This window comes from Streptomyces armeniacus, from assembly GCF_003355155.1.
In the GTDB taxonomy this organism is placed as follows: Bacteria; Actinomycetota; Actinomycetes; order Streptomycetales; family Streptomycetaceae; genus Streptomyces; species Streptomyces armeniacus.
Genome location: NZ_CP031320.1, coordinates 7,527,313 through 7,548,276, shown reverse-complemented (window position 1 = coordinate 7,548,276; position 20,964 = coordinate 7,527,313). Strand labels below are relative to the sequence as shown.

Annotated in this window: 18 protein-coding genes and 1 pseudogene; 11 read left to right on the top strand and 8 right to left on the bottom strand. The window is 73.0% G+C overall.

All coding sequences use genetic code 11. From position 1 onward, the window contains the following. The first annotated feature begins 101 nt into the window (after nt 1-101). From DVA86_RS32755 to proC, 9 genes are all read left to right on the top strand, one after another. The gene (locus tag DVA86_RS32755; protein ID WP_208883748.1) at nt 102-1,025 is read left to right on the top strand and encodes a sugar phosphate isomerase/epimerase family protein; all 924 of its coding nucleotides are present in this window, start codon (nt 102-104) and stop codon (nt 1,023-1,025) included. A 19-nt stretch (nt 1,026-1,044) separates the two neighbouring features. Continuing rightward, a complete protein-coding gene (locus tag DVA86_RS32750; protein ID WP_208883747.1) occupies nt 1,045-1,686 on the top strand; it encodes a TetR/AcrR family transcriptional regulator in 642 nt (213 codons plus the stop codon). Between the two features lie 165 nt (nt 1,687-1,851). Then, nucleotides 1,852-3,693: a dihydroxy-acid dehydratase gene (gene ilvD / locus DVA86_RS32745; protein ID WP_208883745.1), complete on the top strand. Its 1,842-nt coding sequence runs from the start codon at nt 1,852-1,854 to the stop codon at nt 3,691-3,693. 50 nt (nt 3,694-3,743) lie between these two features. Further along, complete coding sequence (locus tag DVA86_RS32740; RefSeq protein ID WP_245997440.1) at nt 3,744-4,301, top strand: hypothetical protein; 558 nt, start codon at nt 3,744-3,746, stop codon at nt 4,299-4,301. A 170-nt stretch (nt 4,302-4,471) separates the two neighbouring features. Continuing rightward, nucleotides 4,472-4,855: an ArsR/SmtB family transcription factor gene (locus tag DVA86_RS32735; protein WP_208883743.1), complete on the top strand. Its 384-nt coding sequence runs from the start codon at nt 4,472-4,474 to the stop codon at nt 4,853-4,855. Continuing rightward, a complete protein-coding gene (locus tag DVA86_RS32730) occupies nt 4,852-5,145 on the top strand; it encodes a hypothetical protein (RefSeq protein WP_208883741.1) in 294 nt (97 codons plus the stop codon). The genes DVA86_RS32735 and DVA86_RS32730 overlap by 4 nt, the downstream gene beginning before the upstream one ends. Before the next feature lie 125 nt (nt 5,146-5,270). Beyond that, entirely contained in the window at nt 5,271-6,050 is a 780-nt protein-coding gene (locus tag DVA86_RS32725) for an ABC transporter ATP-binding protein (protein WP_208883739.1), read from the top strand. Next, the gene (locus DVA86_RS32720) at nt 6,047-6,784 is read left to right on the top strand and encodes an ABC transporter permease (protein ID WP_208883738.1); all 738 of its coding nucleotides are present in this window, start codon (nt 6,047-6,049) and stop codon (nt 6,782-6,784) included. Before DVA86_RS32725 ends, DVA86_RS32720 begins: the two co-directional genes overlap by 4 nt. A gap of 161 nt (nt 6,785-6,945) precedes the next feature. Next, nucleotides 6,946-7,755 carry a pyrroline-5-carboxylate reductase gene (gene proC, locus DVA86_RS32715; RefSeq protein WP_208883736.1) on the top strand — a complete coding sequence of 270 codons (810 nt, stop codon included), beginning with the start codon at nt 6,946-6,948 and terminating at the stop codon, nt 7,753-7,755. Between the two features lie 93 nt (nt 7,756-7,848). Here the strand turns inward: proC and DVA86_RS32710 are convergent, their stop codons facing one another. Then, nucleotides 7,849-8,487, bottom strand: coding sequence for a cysteine hydrolase family protein (locus DVA86_RS32710; RefSeq protein ID WP_208883734.1), 639 nt, complete (start codon nt 8,485-8,487; stop codon nt 7,849-7,851). A gap of 98 nt (nt 8,488-8,585) precedes the next feature. On the opposite strand from DVA86_RS32710, the gene DVA86_RS32705 reads away from it, so the two are divergent. Continuing rightward, nucleotides 8,586-9,557, top strand: a complete 972-nt coding sequence (locus DVA86_RS32705) for a GlxA family transcriptional regulator (RefSeq protein WP_208883731.1) — start codon at nt 8,586-8,588, stop codon at nt 9,555-9,557. 447 nt (nt 9,558-10,004) lie between these two features. Here the strand turns inward: DVA86_RS32705 and DVA86_RS32700 are convergent. Together DVA86_RS32700 and DVA86_RS32695 are read right to left on the bottom strand one after the other, a co-directional pair. Then, nucleotides 10,005-11,012, bottom strand: a pseudogene (locus DVA86_RS32700) (thiamine pyrophosphate-binding protein); the annotation flags it as partial. Then, entirely contained in the window at nt 11,009-12,589 is a 1,581-nt protein-coding gene (locus DVA86_RS32695; RefSeq protein WP_208883730.1) for a sodium:solute symporter family protein, read from the bottom strand. The gene DVA86_RS32695 and the pseudogene DVA86_RS32700, both read right to left, overlap by 4 nt. 150 nt (nt 12,590-12,739) lie before the next feature. Between DVA86_RS32695 and DVA86_RS32690 the strand changes: the two genes are divergently transcribed. After that, nucleotides 12,740-14,389 (top strand): PucR family transcriptional regulator, encoded by a 1,650-nt coding sequence (locus DVA86_RS32690; RefSeq protein ID WP_245997438.1) that lies wholly within the window; start codon nt 12,740-12,742, stop codon nt 14,387-14,389. 77 nt (nt 14,390-14,466) lie between these two features. Here the strand turns inward: DVA86_RS32690 and DVA86_RS32685 are convergent, their stop codons facing one another. From DVA86_RS32685 to DVA86_RS32665, 5 genes are all read right to left on the bottom strand, one after another. After that, nucleotides 14,467-15,318 carry a SigB/SigF/SigG family RNA polymerase sigma factor gene (locus DVA86_RS32685; protein ID WP_208883728.1) on the bottom strand — a complete coding sequence of 284 codons (852 nt, stop codon included), beginning with the start codon at nt 15,316-15,318 and terminating at the stop codon, nt 14,467-14,469. A 224-nt stretch (nt 15,319-15,542) separates the two neighbouring features. Further along, the gene (locus DVA86_RS32680; protein WP_208883726.1) at nt 15,543-17,033 is read right to left on the bottom strand and encodes a DEAD/DEAH box helicase; all 1,491 of its coding nucleotides are present in this window, start codon (nt 17,031-17,033) and stop codon (nt 15,543-15,545) included. 213 nt (nt 17,034-17,246) lie between these two features. Further along, nucleotides 17,247-17,450 (bottom strand): cold-shock protein, encoded by a 204-nt coding sequence (locus DVA86_RS32675; RefSeq protein ID WP_208883724.1) that lies wholly within the window; start codon nt 17,448-17,450, stop codon nt 17,247-17,249. 294 nt (nt 17,451-17,744) lie between these two features. Next, nucleotides 17,745-20,216, bottom strand: a complete 2,472-nt coding sequence (secD, locus tag DVA86_RS32670; protein ID WP_208883722.1) for a protein translocase subunit SecD — start codon at nt 20,214-20,216, stop codon at nt 17,745-17,747. A 75-nt stretch (nt 20,217-20,291) separates the two neighbouring features. After that, nucleotides 20,292-20,816 (bottom strand): hypothetical protein, encoded by a 525-nt coding sequence (locus DVA86_RS32665; protein WP_208883720.1) that lies wholly within the window; start codon nt 20,814-20,816, stop codon nt 20,292-20,294. Between the last annotated feature and the right edge of the window lie 148 nt (nt 20,817-20,964).

Genomic DNA, 20,964 nt, shown 5'->3' with positions numbered 1-20,964 from the left:
GGCCCGTACGCCCGCACGCCGTACGCCCGGCCGCGCGGCGGTCCGCGGGACGCCCGGGGTGCGGCTCCCGGCGCGCGCGCCGCTCACCGTAGGCTGTCTCCGTGGTTCACCCAGCAGTGCGCGCACCGGCGGCGAAGGTCGCGCTGTCCACGGCGTCCGTGTATCCGGAGTCGACGGCGGCGGCCTTCGAGATCGCCGGGCGGCTCGGCTACGACGGTGTCGAGGTCATGGTGTGGACCGACCCCGTCAGCCAGGACGTGGACGCGCTGCGCCGCCTCTCCGACGTCCACGGCGTGCCGGTGCTGGCCGTGCATGCGCCGTGTCTGTTGATCACGCAGCGGGTCTGGTCGACCGATCCGTGGGTGAAGCTGCAGCGTGCGCGTTCCGCCGCGGAGCGGCTCGGGGCGTCCACGGTGGTGGTGCACCCGCCGTTCCGCTGGCAGCGCTCGTACGCGCGGGACTTCGTACGCGGAATCTGGCGGATGGCGGACGAGACGGATGTGCGCTTCGCGGTCGAGAACATGTTCCCGTGGCGGTACCGGGACCGCGAGATGATGGCGTACGCCCCCGACTGGGACCCCACCCAGGAGGACTACCGGCACTTCACGATCGACCTGTCGCACACGGCCACCGCGCGTACCGACACCCTCGCCATGCTGGACCGGATGGGCGACCGGCTCGGCCATGTGCACATCGCCGACGGCAACGGCTCCAGCAAGGACGAGCACCTCGTGCCCGGACGCGGCGTCCAGCCGTGCGCCGAGCTGCTCCAGCGGCTCACCGCGAGCGGCTTCGACGGCCACGTCGTGGTCGAGGTCAACACGCGCCGCGCGATGTCCGCCGCCGAACGCGAGGCCGATCTCGCCGAGGCGCTGGACTACACCCGCCGCCATCTCGAGCCCTCGCCCTCCACCGCCCCGGACGCCGCCAAGGCCTCCGGCACCGGCACCTCCAAGACCTCCGGCCCTTCCCGCGCGTCCGGCACGTCCAACGCCTCCGACACCGCCGGGACCAGGCGCTCGTGACCGCGCGTACGAGGTGCTCGTGACCGCCCGCCCCGCCGGGCGCCGCGGCCGTGGCCGGCCGGCGTCCGCCGCACGCGTCGAGGGCCAGCCCGGCACGCGCGACCTCATCCTCAGCTCTGCCCGTGCGGAGTTCGCGGCGCGCGGCTACGACAGGGCGTCCATCCGCGCCATCGCGCGCGGCGCGCAGGTGGACCCGGCGCTGGTGCACCACTACTTCGGCAGCAAGGAGCAGGTCTTCGAGGCCGCCATGGAGACGGCGTTCGCGCCGGTGCTCTCGGCGCCCGAACAGCTCGTGGCGGACGGCATCGACACGGCGGGCGAGCAGCTGACGCGCTTCGTCTTCGGCCTCTGGGAGAACCCGGCGACGCGCGAGCCGGTGCTCGCCATCGTGCGTTCGGCGGTGAACAACGAGACCGCCGCGCGGATCTTCCGGCAGATGATCACCCGCCACGTGCTGGCCCGGGTCGCGCGCGAGCTACGGCTGCCGGACCCCGACGTACGGGTGCAGCTGGCGGTCGCGCAGCTGGTGGGTACGGCGATGCTGCGCTACGTGATCAAGGTCGAGCCGATCGCCTCGGCCGACCCGGAGACGCTGATCGGCCACCTCGCCCCCGTCGTACAGCATCATCTGACCGGGACACTGGACACGGGGCACGGCTGAGCGCCGAGCGGTCCTCCACCGGCGGGTCGCACGATTTCACGAGCGGTCTCACGATTCGATCAACCTGTCCGGATCTTGGGCGGCAGGCGTACCCTCGTAGGTCTCGATTGCCTTACGACGCGCGTCGCACACCGTGTACGCGCACACGACAGGGAGTGGACAGCCATGCCCGAGCTGAGGTCCCGCACCGTCACCCACGGCCGCAACATGGCGGGCGCACGCGCCCTCCTCCGCGCGGCGGGCGTAGAGCGTGAGGACTTCGGCAAGCCGATTGTGGCCGTGGCCAACAGCTTCACGGAGTTCGTCCCCGGGCACACGCACCTGCAGCCGGTCGGCCGGATCGTCTCGGACGCGGTCAAGGCGGCGGGCGGCATTCCGCGGGAGTTCAACACGATCGCGGTGGACGACGGCATCGCGATGGGCCACGCCGGGATGCTGTACTCACTGCCGTCCCGCGACCTGATCGCGGACTCGGTGGAGTACATGACGGAGGCGCACTGCGCCGACGCCCTGATCTGCATCTCCAACTGCGACAAGATCACCCCCGGCATGCTCATGGCGGCGCTGCGCCTGAACATCCCCGTCGTCTTCGTCTCCGGCGGCCCCATGGAGGCCGGCAAGACGACGCTGGTTGACGGCACCGTCCGGTCGAATCTGGACCTGGTGCACGCCATGTCCGAGGCCGTGTCCGACAACGTCTCCGACGAGGACCTGTCCCGTATCGAGGAGGCCGCCTGTCCGACCTGCGGCTCCTGCTCCGGGATGTTCACCGCGAACTCCATGAACTGCCTGGTCGAGGCCCTCGGCCTGGCCCTCCCCGGCAACGGCTCGGTGCTGGCGACGCACACGGCGCGCAAGGAGCTGTACGAGGCGGCGGGCCGTACGGTCGTCGACATCACCCGGCGGTACTACGAGGAGGACGACGCCACCGTCCTGCCGCGCGCCATCGCCTCCCGCGCCGCGTTCGAGAACGCCATGGCGCTCGACGTCGCCATGGGCGGCTCCACCAACACCGTGCTGCACCTGATGGCCGCGGCCCAGGAGGCCGAGCTGTCGTTCACGATGGCGGACATCGACGGCGTCTCGCGCCGCGTGCCCTGCGTCTGCAAGGTCGCGCCCAACGGCGCGTACCACATGGAGGACGTGCACCGCGCGGGCGGCATCGCCGCGATCCTGGGTGAGCTGCAGCGCGCCGGACACCTGCACGAGGACGTGCACGCGGTGCACGCGCCGACGCTCGCGGACTGGCTCAAGCAGTGGGACATCCGCGGGGGTTCGCCGTCCGCGGAGGCGCTGGAGATGTTCTACGCGGCGCCCGGCTGCGTCCGTTCCGCCACCGCCTTCTCGCAGTCGGAGCGCTGGGACACGCTGGACACGGACGCGGAGAACGGCTGTGTCCGCGACGTCGCGCACGCGTACTCGGAGGACGGCGGCCTCGCCGTCCTGTACGGCAACCTCGCCGAGAACGGCTGCGTCGTGAAGACGGCGGGCGTGGACGAGTCGATCCACACCTTCGAGGGCAAGGCCGTCGTCGTCGAGTCGCAGGAGGAGGCCGTCGACGCGATCCTCACGAAGCGGGTCGCGGAGGGCGACGTCGTGGTCGTCCGCTACGAAGGCCCCAAGGGCGGCCCCGGCATGCAGGAGATGCTGTACCCGACCGCGTTCCTGAAGGGCCGTGGCCTGGGCGCCAAGTGCGCGCTGGTCACCGACGGCCGCTTCTCCGGCGGCACTTCGGGCCTGTCGATCGGCCACGTCTCGCCGGAGGCGGCGGCGGGCGGCACGATCGCGCTGGTCGAGGACGGCGACCCGGTCCGTATCGACATCCCCGCCCGCACCATCGAGCTGCGGGTCCCGGACGACGTGCTGGCGGCGCGCCGGGAGGCGCTCGGCGGTCGGTACGAGCCCCGCGACCGCGACCGCAAGGTGTCGACGGCGCTGCGGGCGTACGCGGCGATGGCCACCAGCGCCGACCGCGGCGCGGTCCGCGACCTGTCGCAGCTCGGCTGAGCGGTCCCCGGGCGGCGTACGTGGTGCGCCGCCCGGCGATAATCGTCCGCATGAGCGACACGCAGCGACCGGACGAACCCGAGCGGACGGCCGGGAAGGCAGCACGGCAGCCGGAGCCCGAGTACGACCCCGACGCCCCCGTGCCCGAGCCGATCCGCTTCTTCGGCACCACGTGGGTCGACCGCACCGGCGGCTACGCCGTGCGCCGCGCATGCCTCGTCGTGGGCGCGCTGACCGCCACGGTCGTGGGCGCGTACGCGCTGCGGCTCGCGTACGAGGGCGTGGCCATCTCGGAACTCGGCGCGTGGGCCCGGTTCATGCTGATCCTTGTCTTCGCCGTCGCCAGCTCGGTCGGCTTCTCCCGTACGCTCACCCGCTTCAGCCGCCGCCCCGGCGACACCCCGGAGGACGAGGCACGGGAGCGCTCGATGCGCAGCATCATGCTGGTCGGCTTCCTCGGGATCCTGCTGGCGTACGGGCTGCGCGGCCTCGTGGAGGCGCCGGGCGAGAAGATGCGCCGGACCGAGTACGAGGAGGCCCTTCGGCGCCACCGCCGCCGCCGCTCCTCCCGCACGGGCAACCCGGCGAAGCGCAAGCGCAAGCGCTGACCGGCCCGCGACGACGGGGACATGCCGCCCCCGCCGCCCGTGCCGCCCCGTCCTCCCCTGTGCGGCTTCTCAGGGAGAACCCTGAGCCGACCCGGAGATGTGTCAGGTTTCTTTGACAGGTCACGATGACACGTGTCAGCTTTTTCTTACATACAGGGAGAGGCGTCGCGATGACCGCGGTCGGGCCCCCGACGGGAGACGAACTGCTGAAGGTGCTGTCCGCGCTCGGCAATCCGCATCGGATGCGGATCGTCCAGGCGCTGCGCGGCGGCCGTAACTACGTCAGCAGACTCGCCCGCGAGATCGGGATGAGCCGCCCGCTGCTGCACATGCATCTGCAGCGGCTGGAGGCGGCCGGCCTCATCGTCGGGTCGCTCGAGGTGTCGGAGGGGGGCAAGACGATGCGGTACTACGAGGTCGCGCCGTTCGCGTACGAGCTGACGCCGGACGCCGTCGCCACCGCCGCCCGGACGCTCACCGACGAGGCCGCTCCCGCAGACAGCGAGCAGGCCGGGCGCGGTGCGGCGGCGCGGGAGAAGGAGAGCACGTCATGAACGAGCAGCAGCTGGCGACCCTGACGGCGAGCGACCCGGCAGGCGTATGGGCGGCGGGACTGGGCACCGGAGGGCTCTTCGCGCTGCTGATCGTCATCGTCTGGCAGATCGCCGCGACGTGGCGGGCGCGCATGCTGGCGGCGCGCGAGGAGCAGTACAAGCAGCTGGCCCAGAAGTACGCCCAACTCCTCGACGACAACGTGGAGTTGCACCGCCGCAGCATCGAGGAGCTGACGGAGGCGCGGAAGTCGATCACCTCGATGGAGCGGATGATGCGCGAGATCGAATAGCCGCTCCGTGTCGCCCGGACCGCTCCGACGCCGCCCCGGGTCTGCGGCAGCGTCTCGCGAAGTACCTCCGGTTGCCGCGCTCGCGCGCTTGACGGCCCCGCGGGCACCGGAGGAGTATTCAACGCATGGCGAATAATGATGAACGGGTGAGCGACGGCCCCCAGCCGGCCATCCGCGCAGACGGACTACGCGTCGTGCGCGGCGGCCGTACGGTCCTCGACGGCCTCACCTTCGACGTCGCGCCCGGCACCGTCACCGGCCTCCTCGGCCCCTCCGGATGCGGCAAGTCGACGCTGATGCGCGCCATCGTGGGCACGCAGGCGCACGTCACGGGCCGGCTCGACGTGCTCGGCTCGCCGGCCGGTTCGCCCTCGCTGCGCGCCCGCGTCGGCTATGTCACCCAGGCCCCGTCCGTGTACCTCGACCTCACCGCCCGGCAGAACCTCGACTACTTCGCGGCCGTCCTCGGCATCCACCGCCGCGACCGCGCCGACCAGGTCGCCCAGGCGCTCTCCGACGTCGACCTCACCTCGCACGCCGACGCCCTCGCCGGGAACCTCTCCGGCGGCCAGCTCGGCCGCGTGTCCCTCGCCGTCGCCCTCCTCGGCGCGCCCGACCTGCTCGTACTCGACGAGCCCACCGTCGGCCTCGACCCCGTACTCCGCCGCGACCTGTGGGACCTGTTCCACCTCATCGCCGCGGAACGGGGCGCCACCCTGCTCATCTCGTCGCACGTCATGGACGAGGCCGACCGCTGCCAGCGGCTGCTGCTCATGCGCTCCGGGCAGCTGCTCGCCGACGACACCCCGGACGACCTCCGCGCGCTCACCGACAGCGGCGCCGTCGAGGACGCCTTCCTCCACCTCGTCGACCTCGCCCGCGCACAGGAGGAGACCCCCGCATGAACGCCTCCCGCACCTTCGCGACCGCCCGCCGCGTACTGCGCCAGCTCAGCCACGACCCCCGTACGATCGCCCTCCTGCTGCTCGTCCCGGTGCTGCTCCTCGTCCTGCTCTACTACGTCTTCGACGCGGACCGGCGCACCTTCGACAGCATCGGCGCCTCGCTCCTCGGGATCTTCCCGCTGGTGACGATGTTCCTGGTCACCTCCATCGCCACCCTGCGCGAACGCACCTCCGGCACCCTCGAACGGCTGCTGGCCATGCCGCTCGGCAAGGCCGACCTGATCCTCGGGTACGCCCTGGCCTTCGGCGTACTCGCCGTCTTCCAGGCGTCACTCGCCACCGGCGTCGCCGTCTGGCTGCTGGACATCAGCATCGTCGGCTCCCCGTGGCTGCTGCTGGGGATCGCCCTGCTCGACGCGCTGCTCGGGACGGCGCTGGGGCTGTTCGTGTCGGCGTTCGCGGCCACCGAGTTCCAGGTCGTGCAGTTCATGCCGGCGATGATCTTCCCGCAGATCCTGCTCTGCGGCCTGTTCGCGCCCCGCGACACGATGCAGCCGGTGCTGGAGGCCGTATCGAACGTGCTGCCCATGTCGTACGCCGTCGACGGCATGGCCGAGGTGCTCCGGCACCCCGGCGCCACGGGCGACTTCGTCCGCGACGTGATCATCGTGGCGGGCAGCGCCCTGCTGGTCCTGGCCCTGGGCGCGGCCACGCTGCGGCGGCGCACGGCGTAGGGGCGGGTTCGCCGTACGGGAGGAGTACGGGGTGCGCGCGGGCGCCCGTACGGGCATGCGTACGGGCGCGTTCCGCTTGGCGGACGCCCGCGCAGGCGCCACGCAAAGGTGCGACGATGGATCACGCAGCGTACGTACGCGGACGAAGGTGACCCGTAGCCATGACCCAGAAAGTCGCCGTTCTCGGCGCCGGCAAGATCGGCGAGGCCCTGCTCTCGGGCATGATCCGGGGCGGCTGGTCCCCGTCCCGCCTGCTCGTCACCGCGCGCCGCCCCGACCGGGCCGAGGAACTCCACGTCCGCTACGGCGTCGAGTGCGTCCCCAACCCGGAGGCGGCCAAGGCCGCCGACACCCTCATCCTCACCGTCAAACCCCAGGACATGGCGGGCCTCCTCGGCGAACTCGCCCCGCACGTGCCCGCCGACCGGCTGGTCATCAGCGGCGCCGCGGGCATCCCGACGACGTTCTTCGAGGAGCGCCTCACCACCGGTACGCCCGTCGTGCGCGTCATGACGAACACCCCGGCACTGGTCGACGAGGGCATGTCCGTCATCTCGGCAGGCACGCACGCGGGCGAGGCCCATCTCGCACGCGCCGAGGAGATCTTCGGCGGCGTCGGCAAGACCCTCCGCGTCCCCGAGTCCCAGCAGGACGCGGCGACCGCGCTCTCCGGCTCCGGCCCCGCGTACTTCTTCTACCTGGTCGAGGCCATGACGGACGCCGGCATCCTCCTGGGCCTGCCCCGCGACAAGGCGCACGACCTGATCGTCCAGGCGGCCATCGGCGCCTCCACGATGCTCCGCGACAGCGGCGAGCACCCCGTCACGCTCCGGGAGAACGTGACGTCCCCCGGCGGCACCACCATCAACGCGATCCGCGAGCTGGAGAACCACGGCGTACGCGCCGCGCTGCTCGCCGCCATCGAGGCCGCGCGCGACCGCAGCCGGGAGCTGGCCTCGGGCAAGGGCTGACGGGGCGTACGCCGTACGTCTGCCCTTGCCCCTGCCGTACGCCTGCCCCCTGCCGTACGCGTCCCGCCCCCCTGCCGTACGCGTCCCGCCCGGCTAGCCGCCGAGCGCCGCGAGCACCTCGGCGGTGGACACCACGCGGGCGAAGCCGCCGCCGTGCAGGTTCACTGCCGTCGCCAGGGACAGTTCGTCCGCCGTGAGGTGCTCCCCGCCGGGGCCGGTGTCCCCGAAGGTGTACGTCGCGTCGATCGGCACCACCACGTCGTACCCGAGGTTCCCGCCCATCCGGGCGGTGGTCTCCACGCAGCGGTTCGTCTGGATGCCCGCCGTCACCAGCTGCCGTATGCCCTGCGCCTCGAGCCAGTCGGCCAGGTCCGGCGTGCCGATGAACGCGGAGTTCACGGTCTTCTCGATGAGCACCTCGGGACCGCGCCGCCCCTCCGCCGTACGGCGCTTCTCGACGAAGTCCTGGAGCTCGTTGCCCGGAGTGTCCGGGTGGAGCGGCGAACCGGGCTCGAGCGAGCTGTGCCGTACGAACACCACCGGCCGCCCGGCGTCCTGCCAGGCGTCGAGGAGCGCGCGGATGTTCTCCTCGGCCGCCGGGTTGCTGCGGCCGAGGGCCAGAAGCGACGGGTTCCCGAAGCCCTTCTGGACGTCGATGACGAGCAGCGCCGCGTTCGGGGCGAGCTCGGTGAGCTGCGTGGTCTGTTCCGGCTGTGTACCTGTGCTTTCCATGCTCTGCACTGTCGCCCGCGCGCCCCCGCGGCAACAGTGGCAGCCATGACGACCATCGATGGTTTCCTGCCACGCCCGTACGGTGGCACACTCCAGTCATGCGCACCGTGGCCATGCTGGCCTTCCCCGGAGTCCGCGCCTTCGACATCGCCGTGATCACGGAGGTGTGGGGCGTCGACCGTACGGACCGCGCCGGCGCCGTCCCCGGCTCCGTACCCGCCTTCGAGCTGCGCCGCTGCGGCGAACGCCGCGAGCCCGTCCCCGTGCACGGCGGGCTGACCCTCACCCCGGACCGCTCCCTCACCTGGCTGACCAAGGCCGACCTCGTGGTGGTCCCCGGCCTGGACGACCACGGTCCGCCCGCCGAACCCGTACTCGCCGCCCTCCGCCGCGCCCACCACGCGGGCATCCCCATCGCCGCACTGTGCGGCGGCGCCTTCACCCTTGCCCAGGCCGGTCTGCTGGACGGGCGGCGCGCGGTCACGCACTGGGGGCTCACCGCCCAGCTCGCCGCCGAACACCCGGCCGTGCACGTCGACTCGAACGCCCTCTTCATCGAGGACGGCAACATCTGGACGTCGGCAGGCACGGCGGCGGGCATCGACCTGTGCCTGCACCTCGTCCGTACGAGCCATGGCGCGGAGGCGGCGGCAACGATCGCGAGGGCGATGGTGACGGCACCGTTCCGCACCGGTACGCAGGCCCAGTTCATCGAGCAGCCGACACCGGCCGTGGACCGCGACGCCGACGCCCTGGCGTCCGTACGCGAACGGGCTCAGCGGCACCTCGCCGAACCGATCACCGTCGCCGACCTCGCGGCCTGGGCGGGCATGTCCCCCCGTACGTTCGCCCGCCACTTCACCGCCACCACGGGGACCACACCCAGCCGCTGGCTGCTGGCCCAACGCCTGGCCACGGCCCAGCGGTTGCTCGAACGCACGGACCTGGCGATGCCGGAGGTGGCACGGCGCGCGGGCTTCGGCAGCGAGGTGACGATGCGTCAACACTTCGCGAGCCAGCTGTCGACCAGCCCGAGGGCGTACCGCGCTGCGTTCTCGACAGCGGGGTGAGAACGGCGGGTTGAGAACGGTGCGGGGTACAGGTTTGAAGCCCGTCGGAGGGTGGTGTACTGTTCTTCGGGTTGCCGCCGGACCGTGCTGGTCCGGAGCAGCGAATCCCGCTGTCATGTGACTCCAGCCTTTTGTCGGGCTGTTTTCGTCTGATGGCATCCACTACGCAGTACGGTCTCCCTCCGCAGGGGCGTTTCCGGCATGCCGAAATCGTCTCGGGAAAACCCCGATTTGGAATCCGGGGAAGGAACCCGCTAACGTAGAGGAACACGAAGGGAAGCGCCCGGAGGGTCCCGGTGAAACGGGTCCGATGGAAGCGTCCGTTCTTTGAGAACTCAACAGCGTGCTAAAAGTCAACGCCAGATATGTTGATACCCCGCCCCCTGTTTTTGTGGCGCTCGAGGCGAACCACCCCGCCGCCGTCCCGGTCGTCCCGGTCGTCCCGCGCCGGTCCGTCACGCCCTCCGCGAGCGCAGCCAGCGCCGGGCCCGCGTCGGCGTGCAGGGCGACGGCGGCGGGGTGGTTCGCCTCGAGCTTGCCCAGGTCGGCCTCGATCTGCACGAGACTGCCGCGCGGGCTGAACGTGCCGTAATGCGACGACAGTTCACCCAGCCCCGACCCGGCGACCAGCAGCACGTCCGCGTCTTCCAGGAATTCGGTGGTGTGCTGGTCCTCCAGCCACGATTGGAGCGACAGCGGATGCTCCCAGGGGAACGCACCCTTGCCGCCGAACGTGGTCGCCACCGGCGCGTCCAGCCGCTCCGCCAGCGCCAGCAGCGCCCGCTGCGCCCCCGCGCGTACCACCCCGCCCCCGGCAAGAATCGCCGGGCGCCGGGCACCGTCGAGCAACGCGGCAGCCTCGGCCGTGAGTTCGGGGCGTGGCTCCAGCGTCCGTACGGCCGCGGCGAGCCGTACGACCGGCGGCACCCCGACCGGGGCGAGCAGCACATCCTGCGGGATCTCCACCCACACCGGTCCGCGCGGCGCCTCCAGCGCCTCCGCCCAGGCGGCGGCGAGCGCGGACGGGATCTGGGCGGCCGAACGCACCGTACGCGCCGACTTCACCACCCCGCGGAACGAGGCAGCCTGATCGCGGAGTTCATGCAGATACCCCTTACGGCCACCACCCAGCCCCGCCACCGGCACCTGACTGCCGATCCCCAGCACCGGGACCGACGCGGCAGCCGACTCCTGAAGCGCCGCAAGCGTCAACAACGCCCCCGGCCCAGTGGACACCAGCAGAGGAGCGACGCCGCCGGTGACGCGGGCGTACGCGTCCGCGGCGAAGCCCGCGTTGTTCTCCACGCGGAGCCCGACGTGGGTCAGCGGGGAGCGGCGCAGGGCGTCGAAGAGGCCGAGGGCGTGCTGCCCGGGGAGGCCGAACACGGTGGTGGCGCCGAGGGCGGTGAGGGACTCGGTGACGAGGTCGCCGCCGTTGCGGCCCGGGGCGCTCACCCGCGCACCGGGTTCGCCGCGCTGCCGTTGTCCCCGCCCCCCGGCTGATCCGCCGTCTCGCCCGGCACGGGCGGGTCGGGCGCGGGCGGGTCTGCGCTGCCGCCGCCCGCCAGGCGGTCCCGCCAGGCCGCCAGCCGCTCCGGGTCGGTGGCCTTCCCGGCGAGGCTGACCGCCACGTACGCGGCGAGGGAGGCCAGCAGCCCGTAATAGATCGGCTCGTTCGCGAGCACACCCTTCCAGGCCATCGTGGCGAGCACCACGGCTCCCCCGACACCGGCCGCGGCGAGCGCTCCGTACGCCGTACCGCGCCGCCACAGCAGACCACCGAGCACAGGCACGAGGAGGCCGCCGACGAGCAGGTTGTAGGCGACGGTCAGGGCCTCGACGACGTCGTCGATCACTATGGAAATCACGATCACGGCTGTGCCCATCAGCAGAATGAACGCCCTGTTGTCGCGGATCTCGTCCCGTGCCGCGCCGTCCTCGGTGCCGCCGTCCTCGCCGTCCCCGGTCCCGCCGTCGCCGCTCCCTTCGGCACCGCCGCGCGCGCGGCGGCGAATTCGGGCCCAGATGTCGTTGTTGGCGACGGTCGCGCAGGCGATCAGCGCGCCGGACGAGGTGGACATGACGGCGGCGAGCGCCGCCGCCAGCACCAGTCCCTTCACGCCGACCGGCAGGGACTCGTCGACGATGACGGCGAATGCGTTGTCGGCGTTGGCCAGTCCGGGGTGCAGCACCTTCGCCGCGGTGCCGATGACGGCTCCGGCGATCGCATAGACGAGGCAGTACGTGCCCGCGACGGTGCCGCCGACGCGCGCCGTACGGTCGCTGCGCGCGGTGAACACCCGCTGCCAGATGTCCTGCCCGATGAGCATGCCGAACGAGTAGATGAGCACGTACGTGAACACCGTCTGCGCGCCGATGCTCATCGGTGAGAAGTAGCCGTCCGGCAGTTCCGCGTTCATCTCGGCGAAGCCGCCCGCCTTGTAGACGGCGATCGGGAGCAGCAGCATCAGCACGCCCACCGTCTGGATCACGAACTGCGCCATGTCCGTCAGCGTGATCGACCACATCCCGCCGAGCGCGGAGTAGCAGACCACCACGGCGCCGCCGAGGATGATCGCGGGCACCCGGTCCAGGTCGAAGATGACGTCGAAGATGGTGGCGTACGCGATGGTCGACGTCACCGACAGCATCAGGGTGTACGCCCACATCACCACGCCGGAGACCATCGCGGACGAGCCGCCGTAGCGCAGGTCGAGCATCTGGCTGACGGTGTAGACGCGCAGCCGCGAGATGCGCGCGGAGAAGAAGATGCTGAGCGCCAGCAGCCCGAAGCCGATGGTGAAAACCAGCCACGCGCCGGAGAGCCCGTACTGGTAGCCGAGGCCGACGCCGCCGATGGTGGAGGCGCCGCCGAGCACGATCGCGGCGATGGTACCCGCGTACATCGTGGGCCCGAGCCGGCGGCCGGCCACCAGGAAGTCGCTCTTGGAGCGGGCCCGGCGCATGCCCCACCAGCCGGTGGCGAGCATGCCCACCAGGTACGTCACGATCACTGCGTAGTCGACGGCCATGAGCGCTCCTCGGTCAGCTGAGGGGTCAGGCGCCACAACGTAGGTGTCCTCGCGGTGGCCGAGAAGTGTACGTTTCCTCCACCAGCGACCGGCCGGGTGTGCGAACCGTCCACGCCCGCCGCCCCCGGCGCCTTGGGGAGGGAGTCAGCCGTGCACGAACTGGTGCCGCCCACCGCCCCCGTACCGCTGTCCGCGCTCCTCGCGGACGGCGGTCTCGCGCTCCGCCAGGTTGCCGGTCCGGACAGTCCGGACGTGCCGGTGCACGCGGTGCACACGAGCGAGATGGCGGATCCGGTGCCGTATCTGCTGGGCGGCGAACTGCTGCTCAGCGCCGGTGTCCACTGCCCCGCCGGCGCCCGTACGGAGGCCGCTGCCCGTACGGAGACCGGCCACCGTACGGAGGACGATCCGCGGACGGAGAACGGCCACCGTACGGAGGACGACGGCGCCCGTACGGAGGCGTCGGCCGTCGCGCACTGGGAGCGGTACGTCGAGCGCACGGTGACGGCGGGTGCGGCGGCGCTCGGTTTCGGGATCGCCCCGCTGCACGACGAGGTGCCGCCCGCGCTGGCCGACGCGTGCGACCGGCACGGGCTGCCTCTGCTGCGGGTGCCGCCGGGCACGCCATTCACGGCGGTGGCCCGTACGCTCTGGCAGCTCGTCGCCGAGCGGCGGCACGCGGCGCTGCGGAGGCTGAGCGAGGCGCAGCAGGCGCTGACGAGCGCCGCCGCGCGGCCCCATCCGGTGCCCGCCGTACTGGCGCGGTTCGCCCGGCACACGGGCGCGTGGGCGGCGCTGTTCGGCCCGGACGGGGCGGAGTTGGCCGGTGCGGGGACGCCGCCGGACGCCTCCGCGCGCGCGGCGGTCGCATCGCTCACCGCGCAACTGCGCCCGGGTCCGTCGTCGGCGTCGAGTACGTCCGGAGCCTGGTTCCTGAGCGCGTACGCGCTGACCGGTGCCGCCGGGGGCGGTGGCGGGCGGCTGGCGCTCGGGGTGTGCGCGCCACAGCGGGACAGTACGGCGGACGCCGCCGCCCGTGTCGCCGTCGTCCTGCTGTCGCTGCTCACGGGGCACCGTACGGCGGGCGCTGCGGCGGGCCGTACGGCCGCGCTCGTACGGCTGCTGCTGGGCGCGGCACCGGAGGAGGCGGCGGCGCTGATCGACGGCGGCACCGACCGCTGGACAGTGGTGCACGGGCGGCGCGACCCGTACGAGGCGCAGGGCGGACGGGAGCCGCACAGGGCGGACGATGAGCACCGTACGGATCGTGATGAGGCCCCCGGGGACGGGCCGCTCGCCGCCGCGGCGCTGGCAGCCGGGCTGGGCACCAGCCTGGTCGACCGGGACGGCGAGGTGCTGCGGGCGCTCGTGCCGGGCGGGCGGCCGGTGCCGGCGCGGCCGGGCTGGACGCTCGGCGCGTCCGCGCCGGTGCCCGCGGCGGAGCTCGGGCGCGCCGACGCGGAGGCGGCGCGGGCGCTGCGCCGTGCGCTCGCCGCGCGGCGGCCGGTGGTGTGCGCCCGCCCGGCGGACGCGCGTGGTGTCACGTCGCTGCTGGACGGGGACGAGGCGCGCCCGCTGGCCCGTTCGCTGCTGGCGCCGCTGGAGGGCCGCCCGGAGCTGGCGGAGACGCTCCGCGTCTGGCTGTCCGTGCACGGCAGTTGGGACCGGAGCGCGTCGGTGCTGGGCGTGCACCGCAACACCGTACGGCAGCGCGTGGCGCGGATCGGCGGGCTGCTCGGCGCGGACCTGGGCGACCCGGATGTACGGATGGAGCTGTGGTTCGCCCTCAAGTGGCTCTGACCGCCCTATGCGTGGAACGGACCGCCGTACGCGTGGCACTGACCGTCGCAGCTGTCCTCACCGCGGCCCGTCCGCCTTCAGGGCGCGGGCGCCCGTACTCCCGCCGTGACCGCGGCCTCGTTCTCGCGGCACCACTCCGCCTCGACGCGGCGGTGGATGCGGTCACAGGTCTGGTTGATCAGCCGGGAGACGTGCATCTGGGAGATGCCCAGCTGCTCGGCGATCCGGCTCTGCGTCATCTCGCAGAAGAACCGCAGGTAGAGGATGCGCCGCTCGCGTTCCGGCAGGCAGCGCAGCTGCGGTTTCACGGCCTCGCGGTAGAGCACGAGGTCGAAGCCGGGCTCAGGGCTGGTCAGGGTGTCCTGCAGCGAGTAGCCGTCGTCGGCGCTGGGCAGCTCCGCGTCCAGGGACAGCGTGCTGTAGCTCTCCAGCGCCTCCATGCCGAGCAGTACGTCCTCCTGCGAGAGGCCGCTGTGTTCGGCGAGCTGCGCGACTGACGGGGAGCGGCCGCCGAGGGTGAGGCTGAGTTCGCGGTGGCTGGCGCGCACCTGGTTGCGCAGGTGCTGTACGCGGCGCGGGACGTGGACGTCCCACATGTGGTCGCGGAAGTGCCGTTTGATCTCGCCGATGATCGTCGGCACGGCGTAGCTCTCGAAGGCGGTGCCGCGCGCCGGGTCGTACCGTGCGACGGCCTTGACGAGGCCCAGCGCCGCGACCTGCTGGAGGTCCTCGAGCGCCTCGCCGCGGTTGCGGTACCGGCCGGCGAGCCGGTGGGCCATGGGTATCCACTCCCGTACGACCTGCTGCCGCAGTGCGTCCCGTTCCGGGCCGTCGGGCAGCGCCGCGATCCGCTGGAAGTCGGCGGCTGTGTCGGGGGCGTCGTCGTGGGGATGGCGTGCGCGCTTGGCGCGGAAACATACAGCGTTCATGGCTTCGCTCTCCCATCACACGGAGCCCTGGAGGAGCGGGCCACCGTGAGAGCAGGCACCAGCGGGCGGTCCGCCAGGGGCGGCGGGGCGTGCCTGCAGGTCCGAAGCACGGAAAGTCACGCGCAACTCGAGCAGCACGTGACCCAGCCGTTGTTCTCTTACGCTTTTACGCTACGCGAACGCACCCGCCCCCGCGATCTGGCGCGGGGCCGGGTGCGTGCCGTTCAGCTTCCGCGTGCCTCGCCGCGGGGTGCCCGCTGGCGCGGTGCGGAGGCCCTGGTGGCGGTGCCCCTGCGGGCCTCGGCGGAGCGGCTGCGCCGCCCGCGGGACGAGCGGCCGCTGCGCTTGGGCCGTTCGGAGGCGGGTGTCGCGGCGGGCGTGGGCGGGGTGACTGTGACGGGCACGCCGGACGGCGCGCGGGCTCCGGTGACCCGGGAGAGTTCCTCGTCGCCGGGGCGTACGGCGAGCGTGCGGGCGGTGATGTCCGCGGTGGCCATGAGCCGGGTCATCTCCCGCCGCTGCTCCGGGAGTACGAGGGTGACCACGCAGCCGGACTCGCCCGCGCGGGCGGTGCGCCCGCCGCGGTGGAGGTAGTCCTTGTGGTCGGTGGGCGGATCGATGTTGACGACCAGGTCGAGGCCGTCGATGTGGATGCCGCGGGCGGCGACGTTGGTGGCGATGAGCGCGGTGACGTCGCCGTTCTTGAACTGCTCCAGCGTCCGGTTGCGCTGCGGCTGCGACTTGCCGCCGTGCAGCGCGCCCGCCCGTACGCCGTTGGACAGCAGCCGGCGGGCCATGCGGTCGACGGCGTGCTTGGTGTCCATGAACATCAGGACCCGGCCGTCGCGTGCGGCGATGTGCATGACGGCGGCGTTCTTGTCGGCGTCGGTGACGTGCAGCACGTGGTGGTCCATGGTGGTCACGGCGCCCGCGGAGGGGTCGACCGAGTGGACCGAGGGGTCGGTCAGGAAGCGGCGTACGAGCTTGTCGACGTTCCGGTCCAGGGTGGCGGAGAACAGCATCCGCTGTCCGTCCGGCTGCACCTGCTCGAGCAGCGCCGTGACCTGCGGCATGAAGCCCATGTCGGCCATCTGGTCGGCCTCGTCGAGCACGCTGATGCGGACCTGGTCCAGGGAGCAGTCGCCGCGGCCGATGAGGTCCTTGAGCCGGCCGGGCGTGGCGACGACGACGTCGGCGCCGTTGCGCAGCGCGGAGGCCTGGCGGCTGATGGATATGCCGCCGACCACGGTGGCCACGCGCAGCTGTACGGCTCGTGCGTACGGTGCGAGGGCGTCGGTCACCTGCTGGGCGAGCTCGCGGGTGGGGACGAGTACGAGGGCGCGCGGGTGGCGGGGTTCGGCGCGCAGGCCGCGGGTGCGGGCGAGGAGCGCCAGGCCGAAGGCGAGGGTCTTGCCGGAGCCGGTGCGGGCGCGGCCGAGTACGTCGCGGCCGGCCAGCGAGTTCGGCAGGGTGGCGGCCTGGACGGGGAACAGCGCGGTGACGCCGTTCTGCTGGAGCGCGGTGCGCAGCTCGGCCGGGAGTTCGAGTTCGGCGACGGACTCCGCGGCGGGCAGCGGCGGCGTGGTGCTGACGGGCAGCGCGAACTCGCCGCTGGGCGCGGCGGCCGGTCTACCGCGGCGCTGGCCGCCCTGCTGGGGGCGGGGGCGGCGGGAGAAACCCGCGCCGGAGCGGTTGGAACGGTTGGTGCGGTTCATTTCGGAACCTTCCTCGGGACGGCACGTGTCGAGGAGGTCCCGGCGGCCGACTGCCGCACAAAGGAATCGCAAGAACGAACCGCGGAAAAAACGCGTGGATCGGGAATGGAGGGGCCGTTCTCCGGAACACGTAAGGAACGGAATCCGGAAACGGAGCGGGCCCGCACCGGTGGTGCGGGCCCGCGGCGCACGGCGCGTGGCCGTGCCGGTGGATCAGACGATGTTGATGCTCTCGGCCTGCGGGCCCTTCGGGCCCTGCGTGACGTCGAACTCGACCTTCTGGCCCTCGGCGAGCTCACGGAAGCCCTGAGCGTTGATCGCGGAGTAGTGCGCGAAGACATCGGCGCCGCCGTTGTCCTGCGCAATGAAACCGAAACCCTTTTCGGCGTTGAACCACTTAACGGTTCCAGTAGCCATGTGTAAATCTCCTCGGGGTGTAAAACCGCGGACCGCACTGCGCGGACCACGTGTCGCTGCGATGATCACCCGTCCGGAGAAAAACACCGGGAAACAGAAAATGCGCCTGAAGGTTCAGAACCAGCAGGCGCACACAAGAATCAATGGGAACCACAACTGCAACTAACCACAAAGGTAGCACGTCCGCGGCCCGAGCGGGCGGCACGGCGGCCGGAATCGCTCCCGGTCCGCCGTGCCGGCCCGCCGTCGACGTGCCACGATCACGCCGCGGACACGCCTTCTGTGACCTGCGACTCAGACGCGCGCCCCGCTGTCGCCCGGGGGCCGGCCCCCGGCCGTACGGCGTCCGCGCCCGCTCCGCGCGCCGCCGTACGCGCTGCCCTCCGCGCCGCCCTTCGCGCGGGGCGCGGGAGGCCCGCCGGACGAGTCGGAGGCGCCGGGCCCGCCGCCCGGTCCACCCGGTCCGCCCTGCCGCCCGCGGGGCCGCTTCGGGCGCGGCGGCGGCGCGCTGCTCCGCGCCTCCAGCGTGATCGCGAGCGGCGCGGCCGTGAACATCGACGAATACGTGCCCAGCACCACGCCGATGAGCAGTGCGAGTGCGAAGTCGGTCAGCGACTCGCCGCCGAGCAGAACCAGTGCGGCGAGGATGAACACCGCTCCCGCCCCCGTGTTCAGGGTGCGCGGCAGCGTCTGCAGGAGCGCGGTGTTCACGATGCCGCCGAACGGCGCGCGGCGATCGGCGGACCACAGCTCGCGTACGCGGTCGAAGACGACGACGGAGTCGTTGACGGAGTAGCCGATGACGGTGAGCAGCGCCGCCAGGAACACCCCGTCGACGGGCTTGCCCAGCCAGGCGAAGACGCCGACGAGGAGCAGCACGTCGTGCGCCATTCCCGCCACCGACGACGCGGCGAACGTCCAGCGGAACCGGAGGGCGAGATACGCGAGTTGGGCGGCGAGCGCCACGCCGAGCGCGATGAGGGCGTTGCGCCGCAGCTCCTCGCCGAGGCTCGGGCCGATCATCTCGTCCCGTACGCGCTCCGCGGATCCGCCCGCCTCGGCGAGCTCGGCCCGTACCTTGGCCTCATCCGCGTCGGACAGTTCCCCGGCCCGTACGGACACCCGGCGGTCGCCGTCGCCGTCGCCGGAGGTCTGGACGACCGCGCGCGGCCGGCCCGCGTCGGCGACGGCCTGCCGGGCGGCCTCGCCGCTGACGGGCCGTTCGGTGGTGTACTCGACGGACCGGCCGCCGGTGAACTCCACCCCGAACTCCAGGCCGCGGACCACCAGCCCGCCCGTGGCCAGGACCAGCGCGGCGGCGGAGCCGGCGAGCCAGCGCCGCCGGTGCCGCATCAGGTCGGGCGCGCGGCGGGTCAGCCAGCGGCGTACGGCGCCGGTGTCCGCGATGCCGGACAGCCGGGGCCGCGCCATCACCGCCCGGCGGCGTACGGCCACGTCGGCGATTACGCGCGTGATGACGAGCGCGCTGACCATGGACGCGAGGACGCCGATGGACAGCGTGACGCCGAAGCCGCGTACGGGTCCGGAGGCGAGGACGAACAGCAGCGCGGCGGCGAGCAGGGTGGTGATGTTGGAGTCGGCGACGGCACTGAGCGCCTTGCGGAACCCGGCGGTCAGCGCGCTGCGCAGGGTCCTTCTGCGCGCCGGCATGGCGGCGTACTCCTCGCGGGCGCGTTCGAAGACGAGCACGTTGGCGTCCACGGCCATGCCGATGGCGAGGACGAACCCGGCGAGGCCGGGCAGCGTGAGGGTGGCGCCGATGGCGAGCAGGGCGGCGTAGGAGAGCAGCCCGTAGCAGGCCAGGGCGAGGGTGGCGAGGCCGCCGAGGAGGCGGTAGACGCCGATGATGAACAGCGAGGTCAGGACGGTGCCGATGACGGCGGCCTGGGCGCTGGCCTCGATGGCGCGGTCGCCGAGGGTGGCGTCGACGGTGCGCTGCTCGATCAGGTCTACGGGCACGGGCAGCGCGCCGCCGTTGATGAGCAGGGCCAGCTCCTCGGCCTCGTCCTGGCTGAAGCCTCCGGTGATCTGGGTGGCGCCGCCGGTGATGCCGGTGCCGCACTCGACGGACGGGTCGACCTGGGGCGACGAGATGACCTTGTCGTCCAGGACGATCGCGGCCCGGCGTGCCGGGTCGCCGGGCTGCGCGCAGGCGGCCTTGCCGGTGAGCCCGGCCCAGGCGCTCTCGCCGGAGCCGCGCAGCTCGACGGAGACGAACCAGCCGCCGCCCCGCTCCTGGTCGAGCCGGGCCTCGGCGCTCTCCACCTGCCCGCCGGTCAGGGCGGCGGGGCCGAGCCGTACGGGCTGCCCGCTCTCGTCGCGGAGCACCCGGCCGTCGCCCTTGCCGTCCTTCCCGCCCGCGCCGTCGGGGCCGTCGGGGCCGGCCTTGCCGCCGGTGTCGCGTACGGGGTGGAAGCTGAGCTGTGCGGTGCGCCCGAGGACCTCGGCGGCCTCGCGCGGGTCCTGTACGCCGGGCAGCTCGACGACGATGCGCTGGTCGCCGGAGCGGGCGAGGGTGGGTTCGCTGACGCCCAGCGCGTCCACGCGCTGGCGGAGCACCTCCAGGGTGCGGTCGGTGGCGGTGCGGTCGGCCTGCGCGGTGGGCGAGTCCTTGGTCTCCAGTACGAGTCGGGTGCCGCCGCGCAGGTCGAGGCCGAGGCGGGGCGGCTGGGTCAGGGCGAGGTACACGGACAGGGCGAGCAGGGCGAGCGCGAGCAGCGCCCGCACCCTGGTGGCACGGGTCATGGGGTCTCCAGCAGGCATGCCGCGGCGCGGCGCCGCACGGCGCCGCCGTCCCCGCGGCGGGGAAGGGTGTGGGGGTCAGCTGCCTGCTGGGGCGGGAGGCCCGCGGTCCGTGCACGGCCCGGCGTACGGGGCCGGTACGGGCGCGCCGCACGGGTACGCCTGCGTCCACGCGCCGTGCCCCGGGCGGGGCACGTGGTGGGCGGGGAGGGCGGCGCCGGGGCCGTTGGCCTGGCCGTGCCCGTGCGGGAAGTGCTGGCGTTCGGCGGCGGTGTCCCGTGCGGCGCCGTCGGGGGCGTGGCTGTCGGGCGCGGTGAGGGAGGCGGGCGTGCGGTCGCCGGCGGGTCCGCCGTCCCGGTGCGGGACCGTGGTGACGGTCGCGCCGGAGTGGTGCGGCGCGTGGGCGGCGGTGCTGGCGTGGCCGTGGCCGGCGAGTCCGCCGGGCCACTGGCCCTGGCCGAGTACGGTCGCGGCGCCGCCTGCCGCGCCGGGCTGGAGCAGCCCGCACAGGAGCACGGCCAGGATGGCGAGGAGCTGCCCCACCGCCGCGCCGGGCCCGCCGCGTACGGACGGGGCGGAGCCGCGGACGGTCCGCCGGACCATACGTCTCCCTCCCCGGCCGCCGAGTCCCGGCCGCCTGTCGGTCCCTGCGCCGAAGTGCCCGCTGCGCGCGTGCCGTTGCCGTGCCGCGCCGGGGGCGGTGCCTTCCGCCCGAGGGTACGCGGTCGCGCGCGCGGAGCCGTGCCGGTCC